The sequence below is a fragment of the Pseudomonas sp. NY15435 genome, from assembly GCF_048068295.1.
Taxonomy (GTDB): domain Bacteria; phylum Pseudomonadota; class Gammaproteobacteria; order Pseudomonadales; family Pseudomonadaceae; genus Pseudomonas.
In genome coordinates this window covers 117,199-129,948 of record NZ_JBLUQA010000005.1, presented here as the reverse complement: position 1 = coordinate 129,948, position 12,750 = coordinate 117,199, and the positions used below count along the sequence as shown (strand labels likewise).

Sequence of the window (12,750 nt, the reverse complement as noted above, 5' to 3'; positions counted from 1 at the left end):
CATGCTGCGCGTCCTGCTGATCAACGACACCCCGAAGAAGGTCGGGCGCCTCAAAGCTGCCCTGGTCGAATGTGGCTTCGAAGTCATCGACGAATCAGGCCTCACGGTCGACCTGGCGCGACGGGTGGAAGCCCTGCACCCTGACGTGATCCTCATCGATACCGAATCCCCCGGCCGCGACGTGATGGAACAGGTGGTGCTGGTCAGCCGCGACCAGCCGCGCCCCATCGTCATGTTCACCGACGAGCACGATCCGCAGGTGATGCGCCGGGCCATCCGCTCCGGGGTCAGCGCCTACATCGTCGAAGGCATCCAGGCCGAGCGCCTGCAGCCGATCCTCGACGTTGCCATGGCGCGCTTCGAGAGCGACCAGGCCCTGCGCGCCCAACTGCATGCCCGCGAGCAGCAACTGGCCGAGCGCAAGCGCATCGAGCTCGCCAAGGGCCTGCTGATGAAGATGAAAGGCTGCGCCGAGGAAGAGGCCTATACCTTGATGCGCCGCCAGGCCATGGGCCGTCAGCAGAAACTGGTGCAGGTGGCCGAACAGATCATCGCTATGCACGAGATGTTGGGGCACTGACCTTGAAAAGGTGAGGCCGGCCAACTGCCAGCGGCGGCAAGGCGCGATCATTTCGCCAGCCACTCAGATGGCCCCCGCCTCGCTGGTCAGGCCCTATGCTGCGGCCGCCCGGTCATCTGGCCGGGCCCCGGAGCGCCATCGGCAGGGTTCGATGACGCATCGCAGTGGTCGCCGCCGGCTAGGCACCTCGGCGCCACCCGACCTCGCCGCACTCGCGGCCCAGCAAGGGCAAGCCCATGATCGACCTCAGCACCTGGAACCTCAGCGTTCCTACCGACCCAAGCCCCACCGAAGTCACCACCCAACAGATCGCCAGAGGCTATGAAAGCCGCTACTTCCAGCGCGGCGGCAGCCAAGTGGTGTTCTGGGTGCCCGTCACTGGCTCGCACACCTCAGACAGCGTCTACCCACGCAGCGAGCTGCGCGAGACCACACCAAACGGCGAAGTCTCCAACTGGTACTACAACCAGGGCGATAACGAACTGCGCGTCACCATGAGCGTCCAGCAGGTGCCGTCGAAGAACAAGATCATCATTGGCCAGATCCACAGCCGCTCGCCCTACACCGGCAACGGCGAACCGCTGGTCAAGCTGCAGTACCACTACCTGCCCACCCTGCAGAGTGGGCGCCTGGAAGCCCTGGTGCGCAACCACCCTGACGACAGCGCCAGCATCAACGTCCCGCTGATCGACAATATCGCCCTGGACCAGGCCTTCAACTACAGCCTGCGCGTCACCTCGGTGGGAAACCTGGCAATCCGCGTGGAGACCTCCGACGGCCGCGCCAACTACTACCGCAAGATCCTCAGCACCACCTGGTCCAAGCAACTGCTCTACTTCAAGGCCGGCGCCTACATCAACGACAACTACGGCAACAGCAGCGAGGGCGCACGCGTGACCATCTTCCACCTGAACATGGCGCATCGCTGAAACGCCATTCACTGCCCTGATGAGGCGCGGGGCGGGCGGGCTGCGCGTAGAATGCAAGGCACGCCCACACAACCACCGCACTGCCCGCCGCATTGTCATCGAGAGCGCCCATGGCCCGCCTGAAACTGGAATTCCCCGAAGAACTCTTCATCTACACCACCAAGCTCACCGTCCGTGTCACCGACATCAACGGCGCCAACCACCTGGGCAATGACTCGATGATCTCAATGATCTCCGAGGCCCGCGCGCGCTTCCTGTTCGACTACGGTATCCGCGAGACGGGCATCATCGTCACCGACCTGGCCACCACCTACCGCGCCGAGGCCCACGCCCGCGACCAACTGCTGTTCGAGGTCGGCGTGATGGACTTCAACAAGTACGGCGGCGACATCATCTTCCGCATCACCCGCCCGGCCGACGACACCCTGGTGGCCATGGCCAAGTCCGGTTTCGTGTTCTTCGACTACAAGACCAACAAGGTCGTGCCGATCCCCGAGGCCTTCCGCGACACCTTCCCCAACGTCAACCGGATCGACTGAGCAGCAAGCGAAGCGGCGGCGCGCTATACCTCTGGAGTTGTACCCATCAGCCTTCAGAGGAGATTCCAGCATGCCGTCCTTCCTTCGGGTGGGCGCGCTGTCCGGTTGTCTGTGCCTACCCTTCCACTCCCTGCTTTCACTCGCCCTGGCGGCGGAAACCGACCCGGTGCAGCGCGGCCGCTATCTGGTGCAGGTCGCCGGCTGCAACGACTGCCATACCGCCGGCTACATCCTCGCTCCGGACAAGGTCCCGGAAAACACCTGGCTCACCGGTGACCAGCTCGGCTGGAGCGGCCCCTGGGGCACCACGTATGCCGGCAACCTGCGCCTGGCCATGCAGGCCTATGACGAAGAGCAATGGCTGGCCATAGCGCGCCAGGCCAACTTCCGTCCGCCGATGCCATCCCACACGCTGCGCATCATGGACGAAGCCGACCTGCGCGGAATCTATCGCTACGTCCGCCACCTTGGTGCAGCCGGAAACAGGGCTCCTGACTACGTACCGCCCGGCGGGACGCCCAAGGGGCCGGTGGTGATTTTCCCGTCCCCGCCAGCGCCCTGAATCGCCCCAACGGGGAGCACGTCATTCGCGCGTGCGCCCCGTTGGGGCACAAACGTAGAACCTGACCATCTACTAACTTGCTGATCCGACTACGTTTCCCCTTTTGGCCCGCGCCTTGCTCTGCACAAGGCGATGGTAATCAACGGCGATTACCCGACTTCGACAAAGGCGTCGCATCCACACCCGCACAGTGCGGTGGGTGGAGCGACGCCTTTTTCGTTTGCCCCGGCGCAGGGGCACTGGGGTCTGATGACGTTTTGCCGCGACCGCGACCGCGACGGCGCCATGCGTCGTTGCGGGACTTGAAAAGGGAATGACCATTTCCTGCATCCCGCGCCTAGCCTGGCGTGATTTGTCGCAGCAACGCGGCTTGCGTCAAAACGTCATCAGCCCCCACGACCTTCTCGAACCCGGCGGCTGCCACGCGGCGCACGACCGGGCTCCTCTACCGTTGCTGATGAGGTGTTCGATGAACACGAGTTTCTGGAAAGCCGGCCATGCGCCGACCCTGTTTGCCGCCTTCCTGTACTTCGACCTGAGCTTCATGGTCTGGTACGTCCTCGGCCCGCTGGCGGTGCAGATCGCCACCGATCTGCAACTGACTACCCAGCAGCGCGCGCTGATGGTAGCCACGCCGATCCTCTCCGGCGCCATCCTGCGCTTCCTAATGGGGCTGCTGGCCGATCGCTGGTCGCCCAAGGCCGCCGGCATCCTCGGCCAGGTGATCGTCATCTGCGCGCTGTTTGGCGCCTGGCAATTGGGCATCCACAGCCTGGAGCAGGCGATGATTCTCGGTGTGTTGCTGGGCATGGCCGGCGCTTCGTTCGCGGTGGCTTTGCCGTTGGCGTCGCAATGGTACCCGCCGCAGCACCAGGGCAAGGCCATGGGCATCGCCGGCGCCGGCAACTCCGGGACCGTGCTGACCGCGCTGTTCGCCCCGGCCATCGCCGCTGCCTTCGGCTGGCAGAACGTCTTCGGTTTCGCGCTGATCCCGCTGCTGGCGACCCTGGTGGTGTTCACCCTGCTCGCCCGCAACGCCCCGGAGCGGCCGCCGGCAAAATCCCTGGGGGATTACCTGAAGGCCCTGGGCGACCGTGATAGCTGGTGGTTCATGTTCTTCTACAGCGTCACCTTCGGCGGCTTCCTCGGCCTTGCCAGCACCCTGCCCGGCTACTTCCACGACCAATATGGCCTCGACCCGGTGACAGCCGGCTACTACACCGCCGCCTGCGTCTTCGCCGGCAGCCTGATGCGTCCACTGGGCGGTGCCCTGGCCGACCGCATTGGCGGCATCCGCAGCCTGCTGGTGATGTACACCGTCGCCGCGATCTGCATTGCCGCCGTCGGCTTCCACCTGCCCAGCGCGGTGGCTGCGCTCAGCCTCTTCGTGGTCGCCATGCTCAGCCTCGGCGCGGGCAACGGCGCAGTGTTCCAGCTGGTGCCGCAGCGCTTCCGCCAGACCATCGGCGTGATGACCGGCCTGATAGGCATGGCTGGCGGTATCGGTGGCTTCTGCCTGACGGCGGGCCTGGGTGCAATCAAGCAAGCCACCGGTGACTACCAGATCGGCCTGTGGTTGTTCGCCAGCCTCGGTGTACTCGCCTGGTTCGGCCTGCACGCCGTGAAAGCTCGCTGGCGCACCACCTGGGGCAGCGCCGCCGTTACCGCGGCGCGAGTCTGAGCATGGCCTGTAGGAGCGAGCTTGCTCGCGAACCGCTTCATGCGGAGGTCACCGCGACAGGCGTTCGCGAGGCCGACTCTGTTCCCGACAATATTCGGCATTCCCCACATCCCTGTGGGTCACAAGCTCGCTCCTACAAAGAGCTGCGCCTGAGCTTCGGCCAGGCCAGCGCCACCGGCCCGCGAGACGAAAACCAGGATGCCCTGCGGGTGGTCACCCCGCCCGCCGGGCTGGCCGCCAGCAAGGGGCATCTGTTCGCCATCGCCGACGGCGTCAGCCACTGCGCCGACGGCGGCCTGGCCGCGCGCCTGACACTGGAGGCGCTGGCCGTCGACTACTACGCCACCCCCGAGACCTGGGCCGTCGCCCAGGCCCTGGACCGCCTGCTGATCTCGCAGAACCGCTGGCTACAGGCCAACGGCGGTGGCCAGCCGCTGCTAACGACCCTCACTGCGCTGGTTCTACGAGGCCGGCGCTTTACCCTTGCCCATGTCGGCGACTGCCGCCTGTATCGCTGGCACGCGGGCGTTCTGGATTGCCTGACTCAGGATCACGTCTGGGAACAGCCCGGCATGCAGCACGTGCTCAAGCGCGCACTGGGCCTCGATCAGCACCTGATCGTGGATTACTGTGATGGCGAACTGGAAGCCGGGCAGAGCTTTCTGCTGGTCAGCGACGGCATCTGGGCCGCCCTGGGCGACAGCGCCATCCAGCGCCTGCTGGAGGACGCACAGAGCCTGCAAGCCTGCGCCGACGCACTGGTCAGCGCCGCACATCTGGCCGGCAGCCAGGACAACGCCAGCGCCTTGCTCCTGCGAGTAGACGAACTGCCGCCCGCGAGCCTCGGCGACGCCCTCGCCCAGCTCGACCACTGGCCCGCACCACCCACGTTGCGAGACGACCAGGAATTCGAAGGCTGGCAGGTCATCGGCAAGCTGGCCCAGTCGCGCCAGTCGCTGATCTACCGCGTGCGCGACCGGCAGAGTCGCCCCTGGCTGCTCAAGACCCTGCCGCCGGCGCTGCGTGACTCCCCGGAAGCTGCCCAGGCGCTGCTGCTGGAGGAGTGGTTCCTGCGCCGCGTGCAGGGTCGCTACTTTCCCGAGCTGCACAGCCTGCCGCAGCGCCAGCACCTTTACTACGTGATGCGCGAGTACCCGGGGCAGACGCTGGACGAGCACCTGAAACTCAACGGCCCGCTCCCCCTCCCCGACTGGCTGGACCTCGCCCAGCGCTTGCTGCGTGGCCTGGGCCAACTGCACCGGCGCAACATCCTGCACCGCGACATCAAGCCGGAGAACCTGCACTGGGCCGACGACGGCGAGCTGCGCCTGCTGGACTTCGGCCTGGCCTACTGCCCGGGATTGTCGCAGGAAGACCCGCACGACCTGCCTGGCACGCCAAGCTACCTGGCACCGGAATCCTTCCAGGGCGCGGCGCCGGACGCCCGTCAGGACCTCTACGCCGCCGGTGTCACACTCTATCGCCTGCTGTGCGGCCATTACCCCTACGGCGAGATCGAAGCCTTCCAGCATCCGCGCTTCGGCACGCTCACCCCGGCCAGCCGCTATCGCCCGGACGTGCCCGCCTGGCTCGACAACTGGCTGGCGAAACTGACTTCCGTGCAGCCGCAACAGCGCTTCGAAACTGCCGAGGAATGCCTGCTCGCCCTGGAGCAAGGCGAACGGCAGGCCCCGGCACGCCCGCGCCCCGTGCTGGAACGCGAGCCGCTACGGGTCTGGCGCGGCATCGCCCTGGCCTCGCTGGCGATCAACCTGGGGCTGCTGCTCTGGTTGTTGCACGGAGGGTGAAGGCGCACCAGTTCGGTTCAGACCGCCTCACCGCAGTGCAGCAGAAAGGCCGATAAGTCGGACGATCCACCCGGAAGCGCCGGAAACCGGGGCCCAGGCAAGTTGGCACAGCCCCTGCAATGACCCCAGCAACAATCTACAAAAGCGCGTCCCTCAACGAAGAGGCTCGCACTTCCCGATCGAACGGGACTTGGACAAAGGCGTCCTCGCTGGGTAACCGGCGGGACGCCTTTTTTGTTTTCCGTGTTTCAGCTTTGCGTGACGGAGCCCTGACATGAAAAAGCTCAAGCTCGTACTGATCGGCAACGGCATGGCCGGCGTGCGTACCCTCGAAGAACTGCTGAAGATCGCGCCCGACCTCTACGACATCACCGTGTTCGGCGCCGAGCCCCACCCCAACTACAACCGCATCCTTCTCTCGCCCGTGCTGGCCGGCGAGCAGGCCTTCGAGGACATCGTCCTCAACGACCTCAACTGGTACAGCGAGAACGGTATCCGCCTGCTGCTCAACCGCAAGGTCACCCGCATCGACCGTCATCGCCGCAAGGTCTATGCAGAAGACGGCACCGAGGCCGAGTACGACCGCCTGCTGATCGCCACCGGTTCCAACCCTTTCATCCTGCCAGTGCCGGGCAGCCGTCTGCAGGGCGTGATCGGCTACCGCGACATCGCTGACACCCAGACCATGATCGACACCGCCGTCAGCCACAGCCACGCGGTGGTCATCGGCGGCGGCCTGCTCGGCCTGGAGGCGGCCAACGGCCTCAAGCAGCGCGGCATGGACGTCACCGTGGTGCACCTCTCCGACTGGCTGCTGGAGCGCCAGCTGGATCGCACCGCCGGCAAGCTGCTGCAGGAAGCGCTGGAATCGCGCGGCATCCACTTCCGCCTGAACACCCTCACCGAAGAGCTGCTCGACGACGGCAGCGGCCGCGTCTGCGCCATCCGTTTCAAGGACGGCGAAGTGATCGCCGCCGACCTGGTGGTAATGGCCGCCGGCATCCGCCCCAACACCGAACTGGCGGAAAAGACCGGCCTGCCCTGCAACCGCGGCATCCTGGTCAACGACACCCTGCAGACCTATGACCCGCGCATCTATGCGCTGGGCGAATGCGCCAGCCACCGCGGCATCGCCTACGGCCTGGTGGCGCCGTTGTTCGAGCAGGCCAAGGTCTGCGCCAACCACCTGGCCATGCTCGGCTTCGCCCGTTACCAGGGCTCGGTGACCTCCACCAAGCTCAAGGTCACCGGCATCGACCTGTTCTCCGCCGGCCAGTTCATGGGCGGCGAAGGCACCGAGACCATCACCCTCTCCGACCCCATCGGCGGCGTGTACAAGAAACTGGTGATCAAGGATGACGTACTGGTCGGCGCCTGCCTCTACGGCGATACCGCCGACGGCGGCTGGTACTTCCGGCAGATCCGCGAGAACCACAACGTCGCGCAGATCCGCGACCACCTCATGTTCGGCGAAAGCAGTCTGGGCGACGTCGGCCACCAGGGCCAAAGCAGCGCGGCGAGCATGCCCGACAGCGCCGAAGTCTGCGGTTGCAACGGCGTGTGCAAAGGCACCATCGTCAAGGCGATCCAGGAGAACGGCCTGTTCAGCGTCGACGAGGTGAAAAAGCACACCAAGGCCGCCAGTTCCTGCGGCTCCTGCGCAGGGCTGGTGGAGCAGATCCTGATCAGTACCGTGGGCGGCGCGGCGGACGTGAAGCCCAAGAGCGAGAAAGCCATCTGCGGTTGCAGCGACCTCAACCACGGCCAGGTGCGCCAGGCGATCCGCGACCATCACCTGATCACCCTGAGCAGCGCCATGCGCTTCATGGACTGGCGCACCCCGGACGGCTGCGCTACCTGCCGCCCGGCGCTGAACTATTACCTGATCTCCACCTGGCCGGGCGAAGCCAAGGACGACCCGCAGTCACGCCTGATCAACGAGCGCGCCCACGCCAACATCCAGAAGGACGGCACCTACTCGGTGGTTCCGCGCATGTGGGGTGGCGTCACCAACGCCGCCGAGCTGCGCCGCATCGCCGACGTCGCCGACAAGTACCAGGTGCCCATGGTCAAGGTCACCGGCGGCCAGCGCATCGACCTGCTCGGCATCAAGAAGGACGACCTGCCGGCGATCTGGAAGGAGCTGGACATGCCTTCCGGCCACGCCTACGGCAAGTCCATCCGCACCGTGAAGACCTGCGTGGGCAGCGAGTTCTGCCGCTTCGGTACGCAGAACTCGACCCAGATGGGCATCGATCTTGAGCACGACCTGTTCAACATGTGGTCGCCGCACAAGGTCAAGCTGGCGGTCTCCGGCTGCCCGCGCAACTGCGCCGAAGCCGGCATCAAGGACATTGGCATCATCGGCGTGGATTCGGGCTGGGAGCTGTACATCGGCGGCAACGGCGGGATCAAGACCGAGGTGGCGGAGTTCTTCGTCAAGCTCAAGACCTCCGACGAAGTCCGCGAGTACAGCGGTGCCTTCCTCCAGCTCTATCGCGAAGAAGCCTTCTACCTCGAACGTACCGTGCACTACCTGCAACGGGTCGGCATGGAACGCATCAGGAAAGCCGTGCTGGAAGACCCGGAAAACCGCCGGGCGCTCAATGCGCGCCTGCAGTTCTCCCTGTCGCTGGAGCAGGACCCGTGGCAGGAACGCATTGCCCAGCAGCCGCTGAAGAAGGAATTCGAACGGATTCCGCTCAAGCAGTTGGAAACCGCCTGACTGCCCGCCGGGCCCCGCCATCGGGGCCCTTCCCATCCGATTGCTGGAGACACCCCATGAACTGGTTCGACATCTGCGCCCTGGACGACATCAACCCGCTGGGCTCGCGCGTCATCGCCGGCCCCCAGGGCGACATCGCGATCTTCCGCACCTCCGAGGACGAAGTCTTCGCCCTCGACGACCGCTGCCCGCACAAGGGCGGCCCGCTGTCCCAGGGGCTGATCTACGGCAAGCGCGTGGCCTGCCCGCTGCACAACTGGCAGATCGAGCTGGCCAGCGGCGAGGCAGTCGCCCCCGACCAGGGCTGCGCCCATCGCCACGAGGTGAAGGTCGAGGATGGTCGCGTGCTGCTGGCCCTGCGTGCACCCCTGAGCATCTGCGCCTGAGTCAGCCGAACGAGGTCGAGCCATGAACCAGAACCGTCGCACCACCGCATCTACCTGCTGCTACTGCGGCGTCGGCTGCGGCGTACTGATCGAGCACGACGACGAGCGCATCCTGGGCGTGCAAGGCGACCCGCAGCATCCGGCCAACTTCGCCCGCCTGTGCAGCAAGGGCTCGACGCTGCACCTCAGCGGCGACGCAAACGCCCGCGCGCACTACCCGGAACTGCGTCTTGGCAAGGACCTGGCGCGTAGCCGCACGGACTGGGACACCGCGCTGGAACACGCGGCCGGCATCTTCGCCGAAACCATCCGCGAGCACGGGCCGGACAGCGTGGCCTTCTATGTCTCCGGCCAGTTGCTGACCGAGGACTACTACGCCTTCAACAAGCTCGCCCGCGCCCTGGTCGGCACCAACAACATCGACAGCAACTCGCGCCTGTGCATGTCCTCGGCGGTGGTCGGCTATAAACGCAGCCTGGGCGCCGACGCTCCGCCCTGCAGCTACGAGGATATCGAGCTGGCCGACTGCGTGATGATCGCCGGCAGTAACATGGCCTACGCCCACCCGGTGCTGTTCCGCCGCCTGGAAGAAGCGCGCGCCAGACACCCGGAGAAGAAGCTGATCGTCATCGATCCGCGTATCACCGACACTGCCGAACAAGCCGACCTGCACCTGGCGATCCTGCCCGGCACTGACGTAGCACTGTTCCACGGCATCCTCCACATCATGCTCTGGGAGGGCTGGATCGACCGCGCGTTCATCGACGCCCACACTGATGGACTGGACGAACTGAAAGCCCTGGTACGCGACTACGGTCCGCTGGCCGTGGCGGAAATCTGCGGCATCGCCGTGGACGACCTGCAACGCGCCGCACAGTGGATCGGCCAGGCGCCATCCTTTCTCTCGCTGTGGTGCATGGGCCTGAACCAGTCCACCGCCGGCAGCGCGAAGAACAGCGCGCTGATCAACCTGCACCTGGCCACCGGGCAGATCGGCCGCCCTGGCGCCGGCCCCTTCTCCCTTACCGGCCAGCCCAACGCCATGGGCGGGCGCGAGACCGGCAGCCTGTCCAACCTGCTGCCTGGTCACCGCGAAGCCGCTGATGCCGAGCACCGCGCGGAAGTCGCCGCTTACTGGGGCGTCGAACAACTGCCGGAGAACCCCGGACTGAGTGCCATCGAACTCTTCGACGCAGTGCGCGATGGGCGCATCAAAGCCTTGTGGATCGCTTGCACCAACCCGGCCCAATCGCTGCCGGACCAGACCCGCGTGCGCGAAGCCCTGGCCGCCTGCCCTTTCGTCATCGTCCAGGAAGCCTTCACCACCAGCGAAACCTGCCAGTACGCCGACCTGCTGCTGCCAGCCGCCAGTTGGGGCGAAAAGGAAGGCACCGTGACCAATTCCGAGCGCCGCATCAGTCATGTACGCCCGGCCATCCCGGCAATCGGCGAGGCGCGGGCGGACTGGAGCATCGTCTGCGACTTCGCCCGCCGCCTGCAGCAGCGCCTGCGCCCTGGTGAGCCCGGCCTGTTCGACTTTGACTCGCCGTCCGCGCTGTTCGATGAATACAAACTGCTGACCCGTGAGCGCGACCTCGACCTCTCCGGCATCGACTACGCGCTGTTGGACACCCGTGGCCCGCAGCAATGGCCCTTCCGCTCTGGGGCGCAGCAAGGCACCAAGCGCCTGTATGACGATGGACAGTTTCCCACCGCGAACGGCCGCGCCCGACTGATCGCCGAACCTTACCGCCCTCCGAAGGAAAAGCGCGACGCGCGTTACCCGCTGATCCTCAACACCGGCCGCCTGCGCGACCAGTGGCACGGCATGACCCGCACCGGGACAGCGCCGCAACTGTTCGGCCACGTGGAAGAGGCCGTGCTCGGTCTGCACCCGGACGAGTTGCGCCGCCGACGCATCAGTGACGGTCAATTGGTACGCCTGCATAGCCGCCGTGGCGAACTGGTGCTGCCGGTGCAGGCAGACGACCGCCTTCGCCCAGGCCAGGCCTTCCTGCCGATGCACTGGGGCGACCGTTTCCTCAAGGGACTGGGCATCAATGTACTCACGCTGCCGGCGGTGGACCCACTGTCGCGCCAGCCGGAGCTCAAGCACGCCACCGTGGAAGTCAGCCGCGTCGAGCTGCCCTGGCAATTCTTCGCGCTCGTGGAAGGCAACGTACAGAAGCGTTTCGATGCCCTGCGCCCGCAGTTCGAAGAGCTGCGCTACGCCAGCTTCAGCCCCACCGGCCGTGAGCGCCCGGCCCTGGTGATTCGCGCCGCGCACGCAGAAGCGCCCTGCGCAGAGTGGCTGGCCCGCATCGATGCCCTGCTCGACCTCGGCGAGGGCCCGGTCATGGCCTATGACGACCCGCGCCGCACCGTCGGTAAACGCGTGCGCATCGAACAATCTCGAATTGTCTCGCTGCGCCTGGCCGGCGAAACCGCCGCCCGCGCCTGGCTGCGCGAACTGTGGAAGGAAGGCCGTGCCGACCAGGAGCTGCGCCGCTGGCTGCTCGCCCCGCTCAGCGCCGCCCCCGGCAAGCCCACCACGGCAGCGGACAAGACCCTGTGCAACTGCCTGAACGTCAGCCAAAGCCGCATCCAGGCCGGCATCGAGAAAGGCCTGGATCTGGAAGGCCTCAAATGCGAGCTCAAGTGCGGGACCGCCTGCGGCTCCTGCGTACCGGAAATCAAGCGCCTGCTGCTTCAGAAGCCGCTGGCCGCCACCGCCTGAATCAAGTCGCAAAGACGGCAGTCTGAGGAGAACGACATGAGTGGAAAAGTCTGGCTGATCGGTGCTGGCCCCGGCGATCCGGAGTTGCTGACCCTGAAGGCCGTGCGGGCCATGGCGCAGGCCGACGTGGTGCTGATCGACGACCTGGTCAATCCTGCAGTGCTGGAGCACTGCCCTGCCGCGCAAGTCATTGCTGTCGGCAAACGCGGCGGCTGCCGCTCCACACCGCAGGATTTCATCCATCGCCTGATGCTGCGCTACGCACGCCAGGGGCGCCGCGTGGCTCGTCTTAAAGGCGGCGATCCGTGCATCTTCGGCCGGGGCGGCGAAGAGGCCGACTGGCTTGCCGCGCGAGGAGTCGAGTGCGAACTGGTCAACGGCATCACCGCAGGACTGGCAGCCGCTACTCAGTGCGGCATCTCCGTAACCCTGCGCGGTGTCAGCCGGGGCGTGACCCTGGTGACTGCACATACCCAGGATGACAGCCCGCTGAACTGGCGCGGCCTGGCCGAGGGCGGCACCACACTGGTGGTGTACATGGGCGTAGCGAAATTGGCGGAAATCCGCGACGGCCTGCTTGAGGGAGGCATGGCTGCCAACACGCCGGTGGCGATGATCGAGAATGCTTCCCTGCCCGCCCAGCGCGAGTACCGCAGCCACCTGGCGGACATGCTGGACGACGCCCAGCGCTTCACCCTGAAAAGCCCGGCGATCCTGGTGATTGGCGAAGTCGCCGCCGCAGCCCAGCAGGCCGTCCGGGCCTGCACTGCCTGAGCTCACTTTTCTGCAGGCAAAGAAAAACC

At 66.1% G+C, this 12,750-nt stretch carries 10 protein-coding genes; all 10 read left to right on the top strand.

Going from position 1 to position 12,750, the window contains the following annotated elements; translation table 11 throughout:
- The first annotated feature begins 1 nt into the window (after position 1).
- The 10 genes from ACNFH5_RS13565 (at position 2) to cobA (ending at position 12,721) form a co-directional block, all read left to right on the top strand.
- Positions 2–580: an ANTAR domain-containing response regulator gene (locus ACNFH5_RS13565; protein ID WP_416746673.1), complete on the top strand. Its 579-nt coding sequence runs from the start codon at positions 2–4 to the stop codon at positions 578–580.
- Between the two features lie 236 nt (positions 581–816).
- Complete coding sequence (locus tag ACNFH5_RS13560) at positions 817–1,509, top strand: polysaccharide lyase family 7 protein (protein WP_416746671.1); 693 nt, start codon at positions 817–819, stop codon at positions 1,507–1,509.
- A 110-nt stretch (positions 1,510–1,619) separates the two neighbouring features.
- A complete protein-coding gene (locus ACNFH5_RS13555; protein WP_416746669.1) occupies positions 1,620–2,048 on the top strand; it encodes a thioesterase family protein in 429 nt (142 codons plus the stop codon).
- A 70-nt stretch (positions 2,049–2,118) separates the two neighbouring features.
- Positions 2,119–2,610, top strand: a complete 492-nt coding sequence (locus tag ACNFH5_RS13550) for a cytochrome C (RefSeq protein ID WP_416746667.1) — start codon at positions 2,119–2,121, stop codon at positions 2,608–2,610.
- A 469-nt stretch (positions 2,611–3,079) separates the two neighbouring features.
- Positions 3,080–4,291 carry a nitrate/nitrite transporter gene (locus ACNFH5_RS13545; protein ID WP_416746665.1) on the top strand — a complete coding sequence of 404 codons (1,212 nt, stop codon included), beginning with the start codon at positions 3,080–3,082 and terminating at the stop codon, positions 4,289–4,291.
- A 143-nt stretch (positions 4,292–4,434) separates the two neighbouring features.
- The gene (locus tag ACNFH5_RS13540; RefSeq protein WP_416747306.1) at positions 4,435–6,099 is read left to right on the top strand and encodes a protein kinase domain-containing protein; all 1,665 of its coding nucleotides are present in this window, start codon (positions 4,435–4,437) and stop codon (positions 6,097–6,099) included.
- A gap of 274 nt (positions 6,100–6,373) precedes the next feature.
- Positions 6,374–8,824, top strand: coding sequence for a nitrite reductase large subunit NirB (gene nirB, locus ACNFH5_RS13535; protein ID WP_416746663.1), 2,451 nt, complete (start codon positions 6,374–6,376; stop codon positions 8,822–8,824).
- A gap of 56 nt (positions 8,825–8,880) precedes the next feature.
- Complete coding sequence (nirD, locus tag ACNFH5_RS13530) at positions 8,881–9,210, top strand: nitrite reductase small subunit NirD (RefSeq protein WP_416746661.1); 330 nt, start codon at positions 8,881–8,883, stop codon at positions 9,208–9,210.
- Positions 9,211–9,232: 22 nt separating this feature from the next.
- On the top strand, positions 9,233–11,947 hold the full coding sequence (locus ACNFH5_RS13525; protein WP_416746659.1) for a molybdopterin-dependent oxidoreductase: 2,715 nt from the start codon (positions 9,233–9,235) through the stop codon (positions 11,945–11,947).
- Between the two features lie 36 nt (positions 11,948–11,983).
- The gene (cobA, locus tag ACNFH5_RS13520; RefSeq protein WP_416746657.1) at positions 11,984–12,721 is read left to right on the top strand and encodes a uroporphyrinogen-III C-methyltransferase; all 738 of its coding nucleotides are present in this window, start codon (positions 11,984–11,986) and stop codon (positions 12,719–12,721) included.
- The last annotated feature ends 29 nt before the right edge of the window (positions 12,722–12,750 follow it).